The sequence below is a fragment of the Butyricimonas sp. Marseille-P3923 genome, from assembly GCF_900184685.1.
In the GTDB taxonomy this organism is placed as follows: Bacteria; Bacteroidota; Bacteroidia; order Bacteroidales; family Marinifilaceae; genus Butyricimonas; species Butyricimonas muris.
In genome coordinates this window covers 408,560-430,986 of the sequence record NZ_FXXL01000006.1, presented here as the reverse complement: position 1 = coordinate 430,986, position 22,427 = coordinate 408,560, and the positions used below count along the sequence as shown (strand labels likewise).

Below are 22,427 nucleotides of genomic sequence, written 5' to 3'. Positions count from 1 at the left end.
AAATAGATGAAGGATGAATAAATTCGTATTGACCATTACTTTTTTATTAGCAGGCTTCATTGTACAGGCGGGACCGCTTTGGATGCGTTACCCGAAGATTTCGCCTGACGGGAAGCAGATTGTGTTTAGTTACAAAGGGGATATTTACGTCGTGTCCTCGGATGGCGGGGAGGCTAGACAGTTGACCACTCATCCGGCACATGAATCCCATCCCGTTTGGTCGCCTGACGGGAAGCAGATAGCCTTCACGAGCGACCGTTTCGGGAATTTCGATATTTTCGTGATGCCTGCCCGCGGTGGAGAGGCTCATCGGGTTACGACTAATTCCTCGCGCGAGATACCTTATACTTTTACCCCCGACGGGAAAGAGATTGTTTACGGGGCGCAACTTCAAGACCCGGCACAAAGTGCCCTGTTCCCCAGTGGCTCGTTGACAGAGCTATATGCCATTCCGGTTGAAGGGGGGCGTCCCCGTCAAGTATTGGCAACCCCGGCGGAAGCGGTCTGTTTCTCTAAATCCGGTGATATGTTCTTGTACCACGATTGCAAAGGCGGAGAGAATGAATGGCGGAAACACCATACCTCTTCGATTACCCGGGATATTTATCGTTATGATATAAAGAGCGGTAAACATATGCGGCTGATAGAACGGGCGGGTGAAGACCGTTCCCCCGTCTTGTCCCCCGACCGGCAAACCGTCTACTTCCTGAGCGAAAGGGGTGGTTCTTTCAACGTGTATTCTTTCCCTCTGGCTAATCCTGCCGATGTGAAAGCGGTGACATCTTTTAAAACGCATCCGGTTCGTTTCCTGAGTATTGCCGACAACGGTCGTCTTTGTTTCGGGTACGACGGCGAGATATACGTGAAGGATGTTCAAGGAAATCCCAAGAAAGTGAAAGTCGATATTATCGGTGACGAGGGAAAGAATAATGTTGCTTCTTTGCGCTTTACCTCAGGTGCGACAAGCGCGGCGGTATCCCCGGACGGGAAACAGGTGGCGATGATTATCCGGGGCAACGTGTTCGTGACTTCGTCCGATTACACGACCACCAAGCAGGTCACGGATACCCCGGAGCAGGAGAAATGGTTGAGTTTCGCCCCGGACAACCGGACGATAGCTTATGCCAGCGAACGGGATGGAGTCTGGAATATCTACACTGCCAAGATAGCCCGTGACGGGGAAGCTAATTTCCCCAACGCGACGTTGATAGAGGAAGAGGCCTTGTTGCCCGCTTCTACAAAAGAGCGTTTTGCCCCGCAATTCTCCCCGGACGGCAAAGAATTGGCGTTTATCGAAGACCGTACGAAACTGATGGTGATGGACGTGAAGACCAAGAAGGTCAGACAAGTTGCGGACGATAAATACCAGTACCGCACGGGTGACGGTTTCACTTACACGTGGTCGCCCGACGGCAAATGGTTTGCCGTGGAGATTATCGGTAACCGGCATGACCCGTATAGTGATATCGCTATCGTGAAAGCGGACGGGAGTGGCGAAACGATTAACTTGACGAATAGCGGTTATTTTGACAGTAATCCCCGATGGGTGCTGGACGGGAATGCCATCCTTTTTGCCAGCGAGCGTTACGGGATGCGTAATCACGCTTCATGGGGTTCGTTGCAGGATGTGATGATTGTCTTCATGAATCAGGAGGCTTACGATAAATTCCGCTTGAACAAAGAGAGTTACGAGTTGATGAAAGAGGAGGAGAAGTTGTTGGCGGCAGCCGGGGCGAAAGAGAAGAAAGAGGATAAAAAGGAGGATGCCAAAGCAGACAAAAAAGAGAAGAAAGATATTGTCGTGGAGCTGAAAGGCATTGAAGACCGGGTGATGCGGTTGACACCGAATTCATCCTCTCTGGGTGATGCTATTTTGAACAAAGCGGGGGACAAATTGTATTATATGTCGTCTTTCGAGGGCGGATATGATTTGTGGGTGAGCGACCTGCGGGCAAGAAGTACGCGTGTCATGCACAAGTTGAACAGCGGTTGGGCTTCCCTCGAAACGGATAAGGACGGCAAAGACTTGTTCTTGTTGGGTAGCCGGGGAATGCAAAAAATCAATCTGGCTTCCGAGAAGAGGACGCCTGTTTCTTACGTTGCCGAGATGAAAATGGACTTGGCGGCAGAGCGGGCGTATATGTTCAACCGGGTACGCCTTCAAGAGGCAAAGCGTTTTTACGTGAAGGATATGCACGGCGTGGATTGGGCGAAAATGACGAAGGAGTACGAGAAGTTTTTACCGTATATTAATAACAACTACGATTTCTCGGAAATGTTGAGCGAATTGTTGGGAGAGTTGAACGTGTCGCACACGGGTTCCGGTTATTTTGCCCGTTTGGAGGGTGATGCCACGGCAGAACTGGGATTGTTCTTGAGCACGGATTACAGGAAAGACGGCTTGCTGATTGACGAGGTGATAGAGAAAGGACCTTTCGACAACGCCCGTTCCAAGGTGAAAGCCGGGATGATTATAGAGAAAATAGACGGCGAGGAAGTGAAAGCGGGCGAGGATTATTATCCTTTGCTGAATAACAAGTCGGGCAAGCGTACGTTGGTGTCAGTCTATGACCCCGTGACGAAAACCCGTTGGGATGAGATTGTTATCCCGATTAATAAATCCACTCTCAACGCTTTACTTTATAGGCGTTGGGTGAAACTGCGGGCTGCCGACGTGGAGCGCCTTTCCGGCGGACGGTTGGGGTACGTGCATATTTCCAGCATGGACGACCCGAGTTTCCGTTCCGTGTATTCCGATATCCTCGGTAAATACAATGACCGGGAAGGTATTGTCATAGATACGCGCTTTAACGGGGGCGGACGCCTGCACGAGGATATCGAAATCCTGTTCAGCGGTAAGAAATATTTCACGCAAGTGGTTCGCGGTCGGGAGGCTTGTGACATGCCGAGCCGTCGTTGGAACAAACCGTCAATCATGCTGACTTGCGAGGCGAATTACTCGAACGCGCACGGCACGCCTTGGGTGTACAAGCATCAAGGCTTGGGACGCGTAGTGGGAATGCCTGTTCCCGGAACGATGACCAGCGTGTCATGGGAATTTCTGCAAGACCCCACGCTGTATTTCGGTATCCCTATCGTGGGCTATCGTCTCCCTGACGGAAGTTATCTCGAGAACCAACAATTGGAACCGGACGTGAAGATTGCCAATTCACCGGAAAAGATTATCAAGGGTGAAGACGAGCAGTTGAAGAAAGCGGTGGAAGAGTTGTTGAAAGATATTGACAGTAAGAAATAAAAATAGAGCGGCAGACCAAAGGGATAAAGGTCTGCCGCTTCTTTTTACAGGAGAGGTCTAATCTCTCCGTCTTGCATGATGAATAATGATTTATGGTCGTTTAGTTCAGAATATAAAGGGTAAGCCGCGTGTCTACGCTTGCTTAAATGATTCACCGCTTCCGGGGTGAACCGTATTTTTGTACCCTCGGGGAGATAAACCGTGATATCCACGTTCTGCGCTCTCCATTTACTGTTCAATTGGGCGTAATTGTCGAATCGTAACGTGTCGTTGGTGTACTTGTAATCGAAAGTAATGTTTTCCTTTTGCGGGTTGTTCTCGTGCGTGGAGTACCGGATGACAATACTTGCCGTGTTGCCGTGCGAGGGGCGGATGGCAAAGTAGGGAGAGAACAAATTACCCTCGTGCAGTTGAAGCACTCCTCTGTTCCGGTAGAAGTCCTTAGGTACGATATGTCGTTTATCCACTTGAATCGTGAGCGTTTCACATTTGCCCGGTTGGATAGTTTCCTCGTAAGTATTCGTGCGGGGAGTCCATGTCGTCCCCTCGCTGATGGCGACGATAATAAGCAATGTCAGGCTGGCAAGCCATAAGCCTAGGGCAGAAAAGGCGATCGCCTTGTTGTTGCTCTTGAAGGAGAACAACAATTTGATCGCCGTGAAAATGATCATGATTATAGGAATTCCAAAAAGGAAAAGTATGCCGATTTTGCCCAGTATAAGACTGGTGGGCGAGAGCGCGTAAGTTATTCCCATGTAACTTTCTCCCCACGGGAACCAATGAGGTAAGAACAAGGCGGAGAGCAGGCAAAACAAGAAAAATATACCCCCGCAAAAAAGTCCTATCCCGATGATGATAGCGAGCACCTTCCCCACGATGAGCATCGCGTCCGAGAAGCCTTCGCCGACACGGTTAGCGTATTTGGCACCTTTGCCGTGTTTGACTTCTTGATATTCTTCCTTGATAGAACGCTCTATATTGGAAACATTGATGTCCTCTCCTTTCATTTCCAGTTTTTGCTTGGATGTTTTTGCCTTGGGCACGGCAATCCACAGGATAATGTACACGATAAAGAATATCCCGTAATAGAACGTCATGATGATAAAACATACCCGAAGCAGCAGGGGCGATATACCCCAGTAAGCTGCCATTCCCCCGGCAACACCCCCGAACACGCGATTGTCCGGATCACGGTATAGTTTTTTGGTTTGCTTTGGTGTTGCGGGCTTTTGTGGTTCTTCGTCTTCATCTATGATATCATTCGGGGCGCCCATGGTGGCAATCACTTGTTCCACGTCGTCGATGGTAACCACTTCCCGGTATTGTCCTTTCAGGTATTCCGCGAACAATTCCCCGATGCGGTTCTCGATATCTTCCATGATCTCGTTGCCGTCCTCTTCGCGGGAGTAATGCGTCTTGAGCGTGTTGATGTATGTTTGCAATTTATCCAGAGCATCATCATCAATGTGGAAAATCTTTCCGCTTAGATTGATTGTATAGGTCTTTTTCATGATTTTAAATTTAGTTGTTAGGGTTTTCCTTGATACTGTCCACGGCGGAGGTCAGTTCATTCCAAGAGTTTTCCAGTTCTTTGAGAAATTCCCGTCCTTTTTCCGTGATGCTGTAATACTTGCGGGGTGGACCTTGTTGTGATTCTTCCCAGCGATATGAAAGCAAACCCGTGTTTTTTAAACGGGTCAACAAGGGATAGATCGTGCCTTCGACAACGATCATCCGGGAGGATTTCAACCTGCTGATGATGTCCGGAACGTAAGCGTCCCTTTGCGAGATTATCAGCAAGATACAATACTCCAGAATCCCTTTTCTCATTTGAGCCTGCGTGTTCTCGATATTCATATCTTGATTTGTTTAGTTTTGCATGGCAAAGATATAAATAAAAAATAGTATTATGCAATACATAGTACTATAAAAATATCGATTATTTTTTTTGTCATGACAAACGTTTTCGTTGATTTTCCCTGAAAATAAGGCGATAAACTGAATATTATCATTTAACTTTGCTCTCCGTTTAGAAGTTGAAAACAAGAATAAATAAAATAGATATGAAAAAAGTATTATTGATGATATTGGATGGTTGGGGTATTGGTAAGCACGACCATTCAGACGCTATCGGGAGTACTCCCACGCCGAATATCACGGGATTGGCGAGCCGGAATCCTCGTTCGTTACTTTACACGAGCGGAGAAAATGTAGGTTTGCCGGACGGGCAAATGGGAAATTCCGAGGTGGGGCATTTGAATATCGGTGCGGGACGGGTTGTCTATCAAGACTTGGTGAAAATCAACCGGGCTTGCCGTGACCATTCGATAGCTCAAAATCCGGAGATCGTGAAAGCGTTCACTTACGCTCGCGAGCACGGGAAGCAGATGCATTTCATGGGTTTGGTATCCAATGGGGGCGTGCATAGCTCTTTAGATCACCTTTTTGCCCTTTGTGATTTGGCAAAAGAGTTCGGGGTGGAGAAGACTTTCGTTCATTGTTTTATGGACGGACGCGACACCGATCCCAAGAGCGGGAAAGGTTTTATCGAGGAATTGGAGAATCACACGAAACAATCCGGCGGGCGAATCGCTTCTATCATCGGGCGCTATTACGCCATGGACAGGGACAAACGTTGGGAACGCGTGAAAGAGGCTTACGATTTGATCGTGAAAGGCGTGGGAACCCCGGCAACCGATCCCGTGGCAGCCATGCAGGCATCCTATGACGCGGGCGTAACCGACGAGTTCGTGAAACCGATCGTGTGCGTTGACGAGGCGGGTAAACCGTTAGGCACGATACAAGAGGGGGATGCCGTGATCTTCTTTAACTTCCGCAACGACCGGGCAAAGGAGTTGACTATCGTGTTGACTCAGGAAGATATGCCGGAATACGGTATGAAAACCCTGCCGTTGCATTATTGCACGATGACTCCTTACGATGCTAAATTCAAGGGATTGCATATCCTTTTCGATAAAGACAACGTGGTGAACACGATCGGGGAATATATATCCGCCCAAGGGTTGAAGCAATTGCGCATCGCCGAAACGGAGAAATACGCGCACGTGACCTTCTTCCTCAATGGCGGGCGGGAGGAACCTTTCGAGGGAGAATCCCGTATTCTGGTGCCTTCTCCAAAAGTGGCGACTTATGACCTGCAACCCGAGATGTCCGCTCCTGCCGTGACGGAGAAGATCGTGGAGGTGTTAAACCAAGGAGAGGTTGATTTCATTTGTTTGAATTACGCTAACGGCGACATGGTGGGACACACGGGTGTGTACGAGGCAATACAAAAAGCTGTTGCCACGGTGGATGAATGCGTGGGAAAAACAGTCGCCGCCGCCCGTGCCAACGGCTACGACGTGCTTATCATTGCCGACCACGGGAATGCCGACAATGCCGTGAACGAGGACGGGACGCCCAACACGGCACACTCGCTGAACCCCGTGCCGTGCATCTGGGTGACCGATTCGAAATGCGACCATTTGCGGGATGGAGTGTTGGCAGATGTTGCACCCACCGTGCTGGCTATCATGGGACTTCCCCAGCCTAAGGAAATGACGGGTAAATCCTTATTAGTTTAAGTATATCGAATTCCATTTTTGCAACTAGTGGAAGGGGAGGTAAGTTAGCGTATGTGTTGACTGCCTCCCTTGTTTATTTTCAGTCGGTACGTTGACCGATAGGGTGTTTTTTCTCCTTTTTTCGAGGAGAGTTTCGGGTGTGTTTCATTATTTTATTGTTTTTGAAATAGATAATACGATGTATTTTCGTCTTATTAAATTTTATTCAATTTCAATTAAAATACTATTTTTATACCTTTAAAATAGGTTTTGAATAGGAGATGAATGGGAGTTGAATAGGAGATGGTATAAGGTAAGTATAAAGAATATAAAATAATAATACATGTTATTTAACTAAACTCTGCTTAAACACGAGAGAAATAAGGGTGAGATTATTGTAACTTTGAAAAAACATTTTCAATTTTGCATTTTCAATTTTCAATTAGCACATGATACAGATAGGGAATACGATTATAAGCCTCGATATTTTCGAGAAGAAGTTTTGTTGTGATTTGGCAGTATGCAAAGGAGCTTGTTGCGTGGAAGGGGATTCCGGGGCTCCATTGGAAGAGAGGGAAGCGGAGCGGATTCGGGAGAATTACGAGAAGATTCGCCCGTACATGAAGCCGGAAGGGCTTGCCGCCGTGGAGGAGCAAGGTTTCTCGACGATTGATGTCGAGGGCGATTTGGTGACTCCGCTTATCGGGGGACGAGAATGTGCCTACGCGATAGAGGAGGGCGGAAGTTGCTGGTGTGCTATCGAGAAGTCGTGGAGTCGGGGCGAGAGCAGTTTCCGGAAACCAATCTCGTGTCACTTGTACCCGATACGGGTGAAGCAGTACCAGAATTACGAGGCGATGAATTACGATCAATGGTCGATATGTGCATGTGCAAGGTTAAAAGGTGAGCGAGAGGGAGTTCCGGTGTACGTGTTCCTGAAAGATGCCTTGATCACGAAATACGGGGAGGAGTGGTACGAGCAGCTGTGCTACGCCGCCCGGGAGATCGAGACGGGAAAAATTAAGTTCCGACGGTAAAATTTTTGTAGCTTTTTCTTTGCGAGAAACGAAAGTTGTTCTATCTTTGCAGCGCAAAAGCAAAATGGTGGATGTAGCTCAGTTGGTTAGAGCGTCGGATTGTGGTTCCGAAGGTCGCCGGTTCGAACCCGGTCTTCCACCCGCGAAAAAGCGGAGAATGAAAGTTCTCCGCTTTTTACATATCATCTAACGTGAAGCAAGCTGTTTCTGTCTCGTAATTGAAGAATAGTTTTGTACGAATCGCTTCGACTTTTTCTTGAAATAGTTCGGGTTTGAAATTCTTGCGTTGACGTTTTACCTCGGCAACGAGTACTTTTTTTTCATAGGCGTAAATTGCCACGATATCAATTTTATGCTGTTCTTTGTCTTTTCCTTTGGATGCTTCCCACCATGAACCGATATTGCTATATAATTGTTTCTCTATGAGTTGCTCCCTGAAGTATTTTTCCAGCATGATCCCGGAATAAGTGGGGTAATCATTTTTGACGATCCCAGCGGGATCATTTAAAAGCCCGGATTGTATATAGCTTTGATATTTTACGATATAACGAAACCAAAACCGTAAGAAATTATCCGAAATCTCGTAACGAACGGTCTGCGAACCTTCCTTGGATAGAATCGGGCGTTTTTTTGCTATTACCTCGTAATCTTCTTCAAGACGTTGTAATAAACCACCTGCGCTTGTGTTGCCGATGGATTCGGATATTTCCGCCGAAGTGTTTCTGCCTGAGGCGATGGCGGAAAGAATGGCGTAATAATTTCCATATTTTTTGCCGAACTCTTGGATTAGCAATATATTCCCCTCTTCAAGGAATATCGAGTTTTCTTGAAGAAGACAGTCGACCATATCGTTTATCGTGTAGCATCCTTTGTCAAGTAGGATTTCAATATATTTGGGAACTCCCCCGGTAAAAGTGTATAAAGCTAGCAGGTCGTCGTTAGTGTATTTCGGGTTGTAGTCTGCCAGAATCTTTTTGATGATAGAGGGAGTAAATGATTTTAATTTGACAATGTTGTCGCAGCGACCGTATAACGGTTCGTGGTATTCCATGAATATACGGTGCATTAGAGTATAAACCGAACCGCTTGCTATGAAGTTTACACGTGTTGTGTCTTTGTACCTATCCCAAACATCTTGCATTCCGCTGTAGATGGCAGGGTTGATGTAAAAAAACTCTTGAAACTCGTCTATTACAAGGTTGAAAGATAGATTTTTCCCCAAGTTCATGAGCATCTCGAACAACCCCACGAAAGAGGATATTTCAGCAGGGATGAATGTGTCTAAGGATTTACTTGCGGTTTGCGCGAATTGTTGGCACAGTGCCGCTTCATTGTTTCTGCTCACGAAAAGATAAACCGTGGGGGTGCCCTCGCAACTTTTCAATATAAGTTTTGTTTTCCCGATTCGTCTGCGTCCGGTTATTGCTGTCATCTGTGAATGATTGTTGAAAGCAATTTCCCTTGTTCGGGCAAGTAATTCCAATTCTTTTTCTCGATTGTAAAATTTCATAGGGTTCTCTGTAATGTCATTATTTTCGCCGCCGCGAATTTCGCCACGGCGGAATTGTGAGGCTGTATTATAAACTGTAACTTTTTATTCGTTTTTTGGTATTAAGCGGAATTATGTCTATTTTTACACAATCGTTGACGAAACGATGGTTTAGAGTATAAATCATTAATAATTAGGAATAAATAGATGGCAACAGACAAATTTTTGTGGAGACACATTGGGCCGCGTCCAGAGGATATCGAGGATATGCTCAAGGTGGTGGGTGTCAGTTCTCTTGACGAGTTGATAGAGCAAACCGTACCCGAATCAATCCGGTTGAAGAATCCGCTGGATTTACCGGCTCCTCTTACCGAGTTCGAGTTTTTCTCTCGTATCAAAGCGGTAGCTTCAAAAAATAAATTGTACAGGACGTTTATCGGGCAAGGGTATTACGACACGATTACACCTGCCGTGATTCAACGGAATATTTTGGAAAATCCGGCATGGTACACGTCATACACTCCCTATCAAGCGGAGGTTTCCCAAGGACGTCTTGAGGCGTTGTTGAATTTCCAGACGATGGTGGTCGAGTTGACCGGGATGGAGATTGCCAACTGCTCGTTGCTGGACGAGGCTACAGCTACTGCCGAGGCTATGACCATGATGTATGGTTTGCGTAGCAAGGAGATGAAGAAAGCCGGGGCGAATAAATTGTTCGTGGATAACCAAGTGTTCCCGCAGACGAAGGACGTGTTGGTTACTCGTTCTGCGCCGCAAGGAATCGAGTTGGTTTACGGTGACTATGATACTTTTGAATTTACACCGGATGTATTCGGTGCTATCGTGCAATACCCTGCCGCTAACGGGGAAGTACGGGATTATAAGGCTTTTGCCGATCGTGCGCACGCTAACGGGGCGTTGGTGACTGCTGTCGCTGACATGATGAGCCTCGTGTTGCTGACCGCCCCGGGAGAATGGGGTGCTGACGTGGCAGTGGGTACTACCCAGCGTTTCGGTATCCCGATGTCTTACGGTGGCCCTCATGCCGCTTACATGGCGACGAAAGAGGAGTACAAGCGTAATATCGTGGGGCGTATTATCGGCGTGACGATCGATGCACAGGGAAATCATGCTTTGCGTCTGGCTTTGCAGACTCGCGAACAACATATCAAACGGGAGAAGGCTTCTTCCAATATCTGTACTGCCAAGGCGTTGAACGCCACGATGGCGGGATTCTATGCCGCTTACCACGGGCGTGAAGGATTGGAGCGTATCGCTCGTCATATTCACTCGGCGGCAGTGACTCTGGCAGAAGAAATCCAGAAGTTGGGTTACAAGCTGAAAGTGGAGAAATTCTTCGATACGCTTCGTTTCGAGTTGCCGGAAGGTGTAACTCAAGAGGCGGTGCGCGATGCCGCTTTGGAGCAGGAAATAAACTTGTTCTATTGTGATTGCGGGTGCGGAAAAGTGGTCGGTCTGTCTACTGACGAGAAAATCAACGAGGAGGAAATCAACACGTTGATCGGTATCTTTGCCAAGGCGGCAGGGAAGACAGCCGAGCGTGTCGAGTTTATTGACGACCGCACGGTGTTGGAACCGGCGATGTTGCGTGAGGATGAGATTTTGACGCAATCCGTGTTTAATATTTATCACTCGGAAACCGCGATGATGCGTTACATGAAGAATCTGGAGAGAAGGGATATCTCTTTGGCTACTTCCATGATCTCATTGGGTTCTTGCACGATGAAGTTGAATGCGGCAGTGGAGATGTTGCCTATCAGTTGGCCGGAGTTTGGCGGTTTACACCCGTTTGTTCCGCTTTCTCAAGCAGAGGGGTATCAACAGATGATACGTGAAACGGAGGATATGTTGTGTAAGGTGACCGGTTTTGCAGGATGCAGTTTGCAGCCTAATTCCGGTGCAGCGGGTGAGTACACGGGGTTGATGGTGATTCGCCAATATCATATCGCCAGAGGGGAAGGGCATCGGAACGTGATTTTGATTCCCTCTTCCGCGCACGGAACTAATCCTGCGTCAAGCACGATGGCGGGTTTCAAGATTATCGTGACGGCTACAGACCCGGAGGGTAATATTGACGTGGAGGATTTCCGCAAGAAGGCTATCGAGCATCGTGATAATTTGGTGGGTGCTATGATTACTTACCCGTCGACTCACGGTATTTTCGAGGAGTCGATCAAAGAGTTGGCGGATATTATTCACGAGAATGGCGGTTTGTTCTACATGGACGGGGCTAACATGAACGGGCAATGCGGTTTGACGAACCCCGGTACGATTGGTGCTGACGTGTGTCACTTGAACTTACACAAGACGTTTGCTATGCCTCACGGCGGTGGCGGTCCCGGTGTAGGTCCTATTTGCGTGGCTCCTCATCTGGTGAAATTCTTGCCGTCGCACACGATGGTGAAGACCGGAGGCGAGGAAGGTATCCATGCTGTTGCTGCCGCTCCTTACGGTTCGGTGGGAATGTTGCCCGTGACTTACGGTTACTTGCTGATGTTGGGTGCCGAGGGGTTGGAGATGGTGACGAAGATGGCTATCTTGAACGCCAATTATCTAGCTTCTTCTTTCGAGAAGTTGGGCTTCAAGATTTTGTATAAAGGAAAGCAAGGTCGTGTAGGGCACGAGATGATTTGGGATTGCAACATGTTCAACAAAGAGTATGGTATTTCCGAGTTGGATATCGCGAAACGTTTGATGGACTTCGGGTTCCACGCTCCTACTTTGTCATTCCCTGTTCACGGGACGTTGATGGTTGAGCCTACCGAGAGCGAGCCGAAAGAAGAACTGGATCGCTTTATCGCGGCATTGACCACGATTCGTGAAGAGATGATTGAAGTGGGCGAGGGCAAGGCTGACAAGACGGATAACGTTTTGAAGAACGCACCTCACACGCACAAGGTGTTGACCGCCGATGAATGGTCGCACGCTTACCTGCGTAGCAAAGCGGCTTACCCGCTGGCTTGGGTGGCAGAGAACAAGTTCTGGCCGCAAGTAGGTCGTGTAGACGACGGTTACGGTGACCGTAACTTGATGTGTACTTGTGACCCGCTTGAGTCTTACACGGAAGAAAATTAATTTTCAAGTTATTATAGCGGGAAGCGTTCCATGAGGTTTTTGGGACGCTTCCTCTTTTATCTTTGTCAATGGGAGATGATGCATTGAATCAAGAGGAATTATTGGATTTGCTGGCACGGAAAGATAACCGGGCTTATCAACACTTGTATCGAATTTATTACGTGGCGTTGAAAGCTCTGGCGAATTATTACGTGAAAGATAATGATGTGGCGGAGGACTTGGTTCAAGATGTGTTTATTTCGTTGTTGGAAAGCGGGTACAAATTTAGAACGGAGAGCGAGGTTAAATATTTCCTGTACAGTTCTCTGAAAAATAAATGTATCAGCCATTTCAGGAAACAAAAGGTGCGGGATAAATATCACAAGGAAGTTTTGTCTTCGCAAACAGATGTAGAACACTTTTGGGATAAGGTGTTGGAGGAGGATGTGTATGCCCGTCTGATGGCTGCCGTCGATACATTACCGCCTCAATGCAAAATGGTAATGATGTTGACTCTTGAAGGGTTGAAGATCGCGGAGATAGCTGAAAAGATGGAGATTTCGGTGGATACCGTGAAAGAATATAAAAGTAACGGGAAGAGAAAATTGATTTCTCGTTTGAAAGATGCTGATTTGATTTGTCTGGTTAGTTTGATTTGGTTGTAACGTTCGTTACGAATAAAATCGTATATTATTTTTTATTTTTCATCCCCCCTTTTGGAAAGGATGTGCGTTTTATATATGAATGGACAGGAAAATGCTGTTTGTGTCTATTGATAAAGTATAGATTATGGATTCAAAGAAAGAGATATTATTTGAAATATCAAGATTGATATCCAAGAGTTTGGCAGGGAAGAGCATGCGGGATGAGCAAGCGAAGTTGGATTCTTGGAAGAGGGCGTCGGGGCATAACAAGATGCTGTTTGACCGAATTTATTCGGACGTGGTGGCACGGGAAAAGATTAGGCAATACCGGGAAGCTGACGTGCAGACGGCCTTTGATTTTTTCGTGCGGAGGAGGAAAGTTTTGGGCGACCGGAGGCGGAGAGTAAGACGAATGGTGCGATATGCGGCGATGTTACTGTTGCCTTTAGGGGTGGCTTTGTTCTATTTTAACCGGGAAGAGGGAGAGATGATGCCGAAGGAGAACCAACGGGTAGAAGTGGCGGTAACGGGGCGGAGAGTTCCCACGTTGACCCTTTCTAACGGGCAGGAGATGGTATTGTACGGGGAAGGTATTCTTTTGGATGAGGTGCAAGGGATACAGGTGCGGGAGAACGAAGCGGGTGGTTTGGAGTATTGTGTTCCCGATTCGGTGAAAGGGGAAACGGTGTATAATACATTGGAAACTCCGGTTTTGTGTGATTATAGTTTCACTTTGGCGGATGGAACAAAGGTGTGGTTGAATGCCGGTTCCAAGTTGCGCTACCCGGTGGCTTTCGGTGGCGACGAACGGGTGGTATATGCCTCGGGCGAGATGTATTTTGAAGTGGCTAGGGACGAGTGTCATCCTTTCTTCGTGGAAATGGACGGGGTACGTGTTAAGGTTCTTGGTACGTCTTTTAATGTCAACGCGTATAAAGGGGATAGGCTCGTGGAAGTGACTTTGGTTAGCGGGAAAGTGGAAGCTTACGCGGGGGAGCGGTGTTACGAGTTGAAACCGGATGACCAGTTGCGTTATGATCGCGAAAGGAATTACGTGGAGATGGCTGTGGTGGATGCGGGAGATTTCATTGCTTGGAAAGACGGGCAGTACGTGTTCCGGGGAAAGAAATTGGCTGATGTAGCCCGGATATTGGAGCGTTGGTACGCGGTGGAGATTGTGCTGGAAGGGAGTGTGGGAGAGTCGATATTCACGGGCGTGGTGAATAAAGAAGAAAGTTTTGATGCTTTTGTTCAGCGATTGGGGGAGACGTCCTCTTTATCGTGTAGAATGGAGGGTAATAAATTATACGTTAGGTGATTTTTATCATGTTTAATTTGAAGTTAAAGCAATTTGTATGAAAAGGATTTTAGTATTAGGATGTTTGATAATGTCGTTTGTCGGGCTTTTCGGGCAGAGTGAAACGATAAGCGAGGATTGCGTGATTCGCGGTGTATTGGATGGAGTTTATAAGGGTAAGAAGGTGTATTTGGTGGAAGAGAAGGAGATTAATGGGGAGTCGTGGGTTGTGGATAGTTGTGATGTCGTTGATAATCAATACACGTTTGTCGTTAAAGATTGTGGCGTTCCGAGGATGTATTTCGTTAAGAGTGGTGATCCGGAGTGTTTGAGTCCGATTACTCCTGTTTGGGTGGAAAGAGGAACGGTTCGCGTGAAAGCTAATTCGCAGTTTTTTTTGAATTCAGATGTGGTTGGTACGCCGAATAATGAGATTTTTAGTGCTTATAGGGCAACGCAAAAGTTTCATATGGATAGTGTTAGTCGGGCTGCCCGTGTTGATATGTTGCTGAACCGGAACCAATCGGATGAGGCGAGGGCCAGAGATTTTAAGGCCCGTACGGATTTTCATAATAGAAGAAATTTGGAGTTGCAGGAAGAATTGGTAAAACGTTATTCCGATCAGGCAATAGCTCCTTTTATGATTTTTTGGGAGATGCGGGCGAATGTTTCTTTGGATGAATTAAAGAAGTTGAGAGCCTTGGTCGATCCGAGTTTGAACGAGCATCCTTACACGAAACAGTTGGATGAATATATTCGATTGGCTGAGTTTAAGGTGGGAAGTGATATGCCGGATTTCAAATTGCCTGATAAGGATGGTAATTTATTTAAATTGAGTAGCTTGAGAGGGAAATACGTGTTGATTGATTTTTGGGCATCGTGGTGTGGACCATGTATGAGGGAAATGCCTAACGTGGTGAAACTTTACAAGGAGTGTAAGGGAAAGAATTTTGAAATCGTGGGGGTATCTTTGGATCAAAAGAGAGATGCTTGGCTAAATGCGGTAGAGAAAAATAAAATGAAGTGGATTCAAGTGAGTGATTTGAAATCGTGGGGAACGCCTCCCGTGAAATTGTGTAACGTGACGGCAGTGCCTTATACCGTATTGATTGATCCGCAAGGTAAAGTTATTGCGTTGGATCTTAGAGGTGAAGAATTGATTAAGAAGGTAAAGGAAGTTTTAAATAAATAATAGGGTATGAGGTATTTGTTGTTGACGGTATTTTTATGTGGGTTGTTCTCTTGGACGTGTAACGCGAAAGGGCGTCCCACGGTAGTGAGTGCGGAAATATACGGTTATCAGGGAGATAAATTACATTTTGATTTTCTTGAGAAGGATGGGATTAATATGGAGTTTCCGTACAAGGACGGACAGTTGATGGAATTCACGGTGGATTTGGATGATATTACTACATTGAAGCTGAATACTTTTATCGAGGTGTTTTTGCAACCGGGAGATTCTATTCATTTGAAGGTTACTTATAAAGGGCGGAGTTATGATAAAGTGGAATTCTCGGGAACTCCAGCGGCAGTGGCGGTGAACACGAAGGTATACGAGAAAGAGATGTTACAGCGTGAACGGCGTTACAAGACGAATATTCCGGCGATGCTGGTGACACAAGTTGATGCCAAGAAGTTTCACGAGGCTACCGTGCAGGAGTTGAAGGATGAAAAAGCTATTTTGGATAAGGTAAAGGGTGAGATTACGCCAGAGATGTATAATATGGTATTATCGAGTATCGAGGGTACGCTGTTGACTAATCTGATTACTTATCCTTACGCTAGTGCAGAAGTGCACAAGAAGAAATTGGAGGATTGTATGACTGCCGATTATTGGAGTGTATTGAAAGAGTATAAGTTGCGTAATGATAAAGCTTCATTGAGAAATAGGGCTTACATGTGTATGTTGTCGCCTTATAAAGATTACGTGAGAGAACGGGAAGCCCGTGCCGCAGGCAAAGAGTATAAGGCACCGACTTCTATTGAGGAGCAATACAAGGATTTGGCAGCTTTTTACGAGGGTGCGTTGAGGGATACGGCGCTTTTCGTGTTCTTATATGATGCGGTGGCAGCAAATAAGGATTTTGATATGGTCGAGAAGTTGGTGAAAGATTATTTGAAGAAGTATAATAAGGAAAAAGAGTACAAGAAAATATTGAATCAAGTGATGCAATAGGCTTAAAATATAGAGGGAAATATATTCGCACTATATTCCCCTCTAGAATAGATTTTAATTTAAAGCCTCTAAACTAAAAACAATACAAAACTATGCAAAAAAAGAAGTGGATCTGTAGAGATTTAATTATTAAATTGGTTTGTTGTGTTTTTTTATGTGTATTGTTCTCTATGCAGAATGTTTTTGGACAGGAACAAGAGTATAAAAACACGAAGATTACTATGAACGTGAAGGATATGAAGTTGAATCAGGTGTTGGACACGTTGGCTTCGGCGGCGAAGGTGAGATTCTTTTATAATCATTCACAGATTGATGTTGATAAGCGTGTTTCTTTCGATGTGAAAGATAGGACGTTGGACTACGTGTTATTGCTTGTGTTAGGCGATCAGTCGGTTGAGGTGGAATACCAAATGAACCGGGTAGTGGTTTTGAAATACAAGAAGTCCGCACAAGGGGTGGTCGTTTTTAAGATTCGAGGGACGGTAATAGATGCGGCAACGAAAGAGACGTTGCCCGGGGCGAGTATTATTCTCAAGGAAAACAAAGCAATGGGTGTTGTGACGGATATTGACGGGAAGTTTTTTATTGAGGTGCCGGAGGGGACTTCTGCTTTGTTGGTGTCTTTCGTGGGATACGAGGAGGAAATTGTTCCGGTGACGGGAAATATGGAGAACGTGGTGATTAAGTTGACCGAGAAGCAGACAGAACTGGAGGATGTTGTGGTGACGGGTATGGCTCCTCGTAAGGTGGAGAGTTTCTCGGGTGGTTACGTGACGGTAAAGGGAAGCGAGTTGAAGAAACTTAGTCCGAATAATTTGTTAAAGGCGCTTCAAGTGTTTGATCCCAGTTTCCGTATTTTGGAAAATAATCGGGCAGGGTCGAACCCGAATGCAATGCCGGAGTTCCGTTTACGGGGAGATGTGCAATTGGGTAACGGGGGAGTGGATGCGAATAGTATGGAGATGATGATGGGTGATTATTCACAACGCCCGAATATGCCGCTTTTCGTGTTGGACGGTTTTGAAACTACATTGCAGCGTATAGTGGATCTTGATCCGGAGCGGGTGGAGTCGATCACAATTTTGAAGGATGCGGCAGCTACCGCTATTTATGGTTCCAAGGCTTCAAATGGTGTGGTTGTCGTGGAAACGAAGAAGCCGCTTCCGGGTGCGTTGAATATATCATATAGCATGAATATGGGTATATCCGTTCCTGATTTATCGGATTATAATTTGATGAACGCGAAAGAGAAATTGGAATACGAGCGACAGGCCGGGGTGTTCACGACCACGAGTCAATTGAATTATTATAATTATTATAAGGCAGAAATTCAGAGAGGAGTAGACACGTATTGGTTATCGGAACCTTTGCGTACAGCTGTAACACATCGCCATACGCTATCCATGGAAGGTGGTGACGAGGCATTGAGGTATAATTTGAGCTTGAATTATTCGAGAGAGCCGGGTGTGATGAAGGAATCGGGCCGAAATACTATGGGGTTAGGATTGTCACTTCAATACCGTCGGAAAAAATGGAATATTCAAAACCAATTAACATTGTCGAACGTGAGGGGTGATAATTCTCCGTACGGTTCGTTTAGTCTGTACACAAGATTGAATCCTTATTACCGGAAGACGGATGAGAACGGAAGATACACGAGTTTCTTGGATCAAAAGATATTGCCGGGAGAGGGAGGTGGAACCGTGACAGTGGTAAATCCGTTGTATAATACTTTGTTTAAATACAAGGATTTTACAGAGAATTTTAATGTGGTGGATAATTTCACGATAGAGTGTGCTATACAGGAAAATTTCCGTGTGTCGATGGGAGCTTCCATAACAAAAGGTATTTCCCGTATGGAAAAGTTTAAATCGATGAATCATACTGATTTTATCCCGCAGGAGGACCTAACTAAAAAAGGTTCGTACGAGAAGAATACGGGAGATAATGTGGCGTGGAGTGTGAATGCTTCCGTGAATTATAATTACACGAAGGATAAGCATTTGTTGAGTTTGTTTGCGCGTTGGAATGTGGATGAATCAAAGAATAACAGTGTCAATTTACAAGCATTCGGTTTCCCGAATGATAATATGACTGACTTTTTGTTCGCTTACGAGATGGATGATCGGGTAAGAGGTTCCGAATCAACTTCCCGTACAGTAGGTTTGATAGGACAAGTGAGTTATATGTATGATATGCGCTTTGCTGTTGATTTTAGTGTTCGGGGTGACCTTTCTTCCCAATTCGGAGCGAATACGGGTATGGCTCCTTTCTGGGCTGCCGGTGCTCGTTGGAATATACACCGGGAAAAATGGTTTCAGAATACATTAATATCTAATTTGGTTGTACGAGGTTCGTATGGAGTCACAGGTTCTCAAAGTTATTCCCCGTATCAGGCGAAAGAAACTTATACTTACGACGATTTGTTGTTCCCGTATCCTTCTTCGGATATTTTAGGTGCTCAATTGAAAGGAATAGGTAATCCGGATTTGGGATGGTCCACGACGAAGAACCGGAGTTTGGCTCTCGAGATCGGGTTGTGGAATAGTCGGGTGAATGCATCATTCTCGTATTATAATAATTACACGGATGAGTTGTTGTTGGATTACAATATAGCGCCTTCAACCGGTTTTGCGTCAAAGACGATGAACGTGGGTGCGGTTGAGAATGAAGGGTATGATATTCAGTTCAGCGTGATGCCTATTCAGGATTATGAGCGGCAGATTCAATGGAGTGTTTCCGCAAATGGCTCGCATAACAGAAACGTGATCAAGAAGATTTCGAATGAGATGAAGGCGATGAATCAAAAGAATCTGGAGAAGAAAGACGGTTCTCCGGAAGCTATTTATGAAGAGGGGAAGTCCACGACACAGTTGTTTGTTGTTCCTTCCTTGGGAATAGATCCGGCAACGGGGCAGGAAGTGTTTTTGACTCGTAACGGGGAAAAGACTTATATTTGGGATCCGCTCGATAAGATTGCTGTCGGGGATCAGGAACCGAAATTGAGAGGTGCTATTTCTTCCGCGTTCACGTATAAGAATTGGAGTGTTGCTTTAGCTTGTACTTACGAACTGGGAGCATGGTGGTATAATCAAACGTTGGTGGATAAAATTGAAAATTCCAGTGCGGCGTATAATGTGGATCGTAGAGCGTTATCCAGTCGTTGGAGTCCTGAAAACCGGAATGCCCGTTATAAATCAATGTCGATTGTCAGCCAGCAAACGGGGATGAGCAGTCGTTTCGTTCAAAAGCGTAATGAGTTGTCCTTTACATCTTTGTCTGTTGGTTATCGTTTTGACCCGAAGAATTTTAAGTTCTTGCAGGCTTGCCGGATAGCAAGTGTGTCATTGAATGCCACGATGGAGGATTTAGGACGAATTTCTTCGATCAAGACGGAGCGGGGGTTGGATTATCCTTTTGCCCGGATGTTTAACGTGTCCTTGTCGGTATTGTTTAATTAAAATGTGGAGGAGTACAAGATGAGAAATATATTAGTAGTTGCAATTTGTACCGTTTCATTGTTTTTATCGTCCTGTCAGGATTGGATAGATGTGAACCCCAAAACGGATATCGAGGCAGAGAAATTCTTTACTTCGGAGGATGGTTTTAAAAGTGCATTGACGGGTTTATATAGTATGATGACTCTTGAAAAATCGTATGGTAGACAAATGACATTCGATTTTGTAGAGAAATTGGTACAACGATATGATAATTATGCCCCGGGAGCTGTTACGGATGAGGAGCGTGCGGCAATATACAAGTATGGTGAGACTACAAGTTCTAAAAATGCCATAGCCGATATTTGGTTGAAATTGTATAACGAGATAGCGAATATCAATAATTTCCTGCAATATCTTGAAACGAACGGGGATGTTATTTTGACGGAAGGTTATCGAGATTTGATGAAGGGTGAGGCTCTTGGGTTACGGGCTTTCCATTATTTCGATATATTGCGTTTGTGGGGGCCGATTTATTCGTTGGATTCCACGAAGTTATGTATCCCTTTCCGGGACAAGTTCGATTCGGAGAGCGCTCCTATGATGGCTGCTAATGAAGTTGTTAAGCGCATTGTTGCAGATCTTCAGGCGGCTGAAGAGTTGTTGAAAAATGATCCGATGAATTACGAGCATGTGGCTGAAGAGCCTTTTATCGGGCAACGCAAGCATCGTATGAATAAGTTTGCGGTGAAAGCGATGTTGGCACGTGTATATCTATATCGGGGAAATAAAGAGTTGGCTGCACAGTATGCTCGGGAAGTGATTGAAAAATCCGGCTTAGAACTTGTTCGGAATAATCAGCAGGATGTTTCTTTATATGGAGAGACCGTTTTTGGTCTTGCCATGTATGATATGGAGGAGAAATTGAAAAATTACTGGGTGAATGGTTCCTCTTATGATGTGCAGTATTATATTACGGGAAATAATGCAAACGGATTGTTCGAGATTAACGAGGGAATCGGTTTGAATGATATGCGTTATCGTTCCGGGTATGGTTTTAATCATACGGCTAGTAATCTTTTGATGTGTCGCAAATATCTTGGTGAGGGGTTGTATGGAGAAAAAATACCTTTGATTCGATTAGCCGAGATGTATTATATTTTGGCTGAATCTGTGGCTTTGTCCGAGTGTGGGCAATATATTAATACGGTGAGAACTACTCGGGGTATTTCCAGAAGTAATAATTTGGGAACGGATGTGACGGAGGAACAACGGTTGGAGGTGTTGGATAAGGAGTACCGGAAGGAGTTTTTCGCGGAAGGACAGTATTTTTATTTCTTGAAAAGACATAATAGGAGTACGTTTTATCGTTGTCCCGTGGAGAACTTTTCTGCTTATGTTCTGCCGGTTCCGGATGACGAGAAAACTTATGGAGAAGCCGAGTGATTTAAAAATGTAAAGAATTGGTTATGAGAAAGTATATATTATATATAGGTTTTTTGTTGCTCTCTTTTGCATCGTGTCAGGAGAAAGAGATTATCAGTTATTCGTTGGAGCGAGATGGGCTGCAATTTAATTATGACACGAATGCTTTAAGGGTTACGGTTGATTTCATGAAAGAGTACGTAACGGATACGATGCGGTGGGGACCGGGTGATAACGATTATTATTTGGAGTCCAAGTATTCGGGAGATTCTTTGTTAAAAAAAGGTGTGAAGTTGAATTTGTATTTGATGGGACGTGCCGCAGATTATGATCGGGAGTTTCGATTGAAAGCTAAGGTCGGAGAGGGAGAAGATCCAACGGCAGTTTCATTTTTGGAGTTTGAACCTTCATATGTGTTTCGTGCCGGACAGTTAAAGGATACGGTAGAGGTGTACGTGTTGAATCCAAAAGTGCGGAAAGAATTTACCGTGAGCATCGTGTTCGACGTGGAGAATTCGGATCCTTCTTTGGAACTGGGGGTAGCGGAAAAGGATGAATATCGTGTACGGTTGATTAATCGATACCCGCAACCGAGAGAATGGGATGATGATGTTGTAGGAGAGTATACGGAAGATAAATATGCATTTATGGTTACTATTTTGAAGACCTTGTATAACCAGTATGCTAATTGGAGTGAGGACCTTAAGACTTTGAATGAAGCATTGGCGGAATATAAGGCTTTACACCCGGACGAAGAGGTGGATTTTTCGTTCCCGGAACCGCCGGCTCCACAGTGGTGGAATTATCCTCCTCATTTAGCTATATTGGGAGAGTATTCTATGGCTAAACATACTTTTATGCAGGAGGTGCTTAGTGCAGCAGACTATGAAAGTTTTGTCTACTGGTATGCGGAGTGGGATGCGGTTAGGTTAAATCAGTTGTTGAGAAATGCTTATGATCAATATAACACAGAGCATCTTGATAATCCGTTGCCGTTCGAGCAGTTCCCTGTATTGTAAGCAAAGAAG

The 22,427-nt window shown here is 45.5% G+C and carries 14 protein-coding genes and 1 tRNA gene; 12 read left to right on the top strand and 3 right to left on the bottom strand.

Going from position 1 to position 22,427, the window contains the following annotated elements; translation table 11 throughout:
• The first annotated feature begins 13 nt into the window (after window positions 1–13).
• Entirely contained in the window at window positions 14–3,256 is a 3,243-nt protein-coding gene (locus tag CS948_RS07650) for a S41 family peptidase (protein ID WP_099291113.1), read from the top strand.
• A gap of 44 nt (window positions 3,257–3,300) precedes the next feature.
• On the opposite strand, the gene CS948_RS07645 is transcribed toward CS948_RS07650, so the two are convergent.
• Both CS948_RS07645 and CS948_RS07640 read right to left on the bottom strand, forming a co-directional pair.
• Window positions 3,301–4,767, bottom strand: a complete 1,467-nt coding sequence (locus tag CS948_RS07645; RefSeq protein ID WP_099291112.1) for a PspC domain-containing protein — start codon at window positions 4,765–4,767, stop codon at window positions 3,301–3,303.
• A gap of 10 nt (window positions 4,768–4,777) precedes the next feature.
• Entirely contained in the window at window positions 4,778–5,113 is a 336-nt protein-coding gene (locus CS948_RS07640) for a PadR family transcriptional regulator (RefSeq protein WP_099291111.1), read from the bottom strand.
• Between the two features lie 206 nt (window positions 5,114–5,319).
• Between CS948_RS07640 and gpmI the strand changes: the two genes are divergently transcribed.
• The 3 genes from gpmI to CS948_RS07625 all read left to right on the top strand — a co-directional run bounded on the left by gpmI (window position 5,320) and on the right by CS948_RS07625 (window position 7,998).
• On the top strand, window positions 5,320–6,840 hold the full coding sequence (gene gpmI, locus CS948_RS07635) for a 2,3-bisphosphoglycerate-independent phosphoglycerate mutase (RefSeq protein ID WP_176554970.1): 1,521 nt from the start codon (window positions 5,320–5,322) through the stop codon (window positions 6,838–6,840).
• 428 nt (window positions 6,841–7,268) lie between these two features.
• On the top strand, window positions 7,269–7,856 hold the full coding sequence (locus CS948_RS07630) for a DUF3109 family protein (RefSeq protein ID WP_099291110.1): 588 nt from the start codon (window positions 7,269–7,271) through the stop codon (window positions 7,854–7,856).
• Window positions 7,857–7,922: 66 nt separating this feature from the next.
• Window positions 7,923–7,998, top strand: a tRNA-His gene (locus CS948_RS07625).
• Between the two features lie 33 nt (window positions 7,999–8,031).
• Here the strand turns inward: CS948_RS07625 and CS948_RS07620 are convergent.
• Window positions 8,032–9,366 carry an ATP-binding protein gene (locus tag CS948_RS07620; protein WP_099291109.1) on the bottom strand — a complete coding sequence of 445 codons (1,335 nt, stop codon included), beginning with the start codon at window positions 9,364–9,366 and terminating at the stop codon, window positions 8,032–8,034.
• Between the two features lie 186 nt (window positions 9,367–9,552).
• Here CS948_RS07620 and gcvP point away from each other — a divergent pair, with 186 nt between their 5' ends.
• The 8 genes from gcvP (at window position 9,553) to CS948_RS07580 (ending at window position 22,418) form a co-directional block, all read left to right on the top strand.
• Window positions 9,553–12,441: an aminomethyl-transferring glycine dehydrogenase gene (gene gcvP / locus CS948_RS07615; protein WP_099291108.1), complete on the top strand. Its 2,889-nt coding sequence runs from the start codon at window positions 9,553–9,555 to the stop codon at window positions 12,439–12,441.
• A gap of 68 nt (window positions 12,442–12,509) precedes the next feature.
• Window positions 12,510–13,085 (top strand): RNA polymerase sigma factor, encoded by a 576-nt coding sequence (locus tag CS948_RS07610; RefSeq protein WP_099291107.1) that lies wholly within the window; start codon window positions 12,510–12,512, stop codon window positions 13,083–13,085.
• Between the two features lie 124 nt (window positions 13,086–13,209).
• Window positions 13,210–14,382 (top strand): FecR family protein, encoded by a 1,173-nt coding sequence (locus CS948_RS07605; RefSeq protein ID WP_099291106.1) that lies wholly within the window; start codon window positions 13,210–13,212, stop codon window positions 14,380–14,382.
• A gap of 37 nt (window positions 14,383–14,419) precedes the next feature.
• Window positions 14,420–15,553 (top strand): TlpA disulfide reductase family protein, encoded by a 1,134-nt coding sequence (locus CS948_RS07600; RefSeq protein ID WP_255301903.1) that lies wholly within the window; start codon window positions 14,420–14,422, stop codon window positions 15,551–15,553.
• A 6-nt stretch (window positions 15,554–15,559) separates the two neighbouring features.
• The gene (locus CS948_RS07595) at window positions 15,560–16,537 is read left to right on the top strand and encodes a hypothetical protein (protein ID WP_099291104.1); all 978 of its coding nucleotides are present in this window, start codon (window positions 15,560–15,562) and stop codon (window positions 16,535–16,537) included.
• A gap of 170 nt (window positions 16,538–16,707) precedes the next feature.
• Window positions 16,708–19,998 (top strand): SusC/RagA family TonB-linked outer membrane protein, encoded by a 3,291-nt coding sequence (locus tag CS948_RS07590; RefSeq protein ID WP_099291838.1) that lies wholly within the window; start codon window positions 16,708–16,710, stop codon window positions 19,996–19,998.
• A gap of 18 nt (window positions 19,999–20,016) precedes the next feature.
• The gene (locus CS948_RS07585) at window positions 20,017–21,420 is read left to right on the top strand and encodes a RagB/SusD family nutrient uptake outer membrane protein (protein WP_099291103.1); all 1,404 of its coding nucleotides are present in this window, start codon (window positions 20,017–20,019) and stop codon (window positions 21,418–21,420) included.
• 23 nt (window positions 21,421–21,443) lie between these two features.
• Window positions 21,444–22,418, top strand: coding sequence for a DUF4843 domain-containing protein (locus CS948_RS07580; RefSeq protein WP_099291102.1), 975 nt, complete (start codon window positions 21,444–21,446; stop codon window positions 22,416–22,418).
• Window positions 22,419–22,427 lie beyond the last annotated feature (9 nt).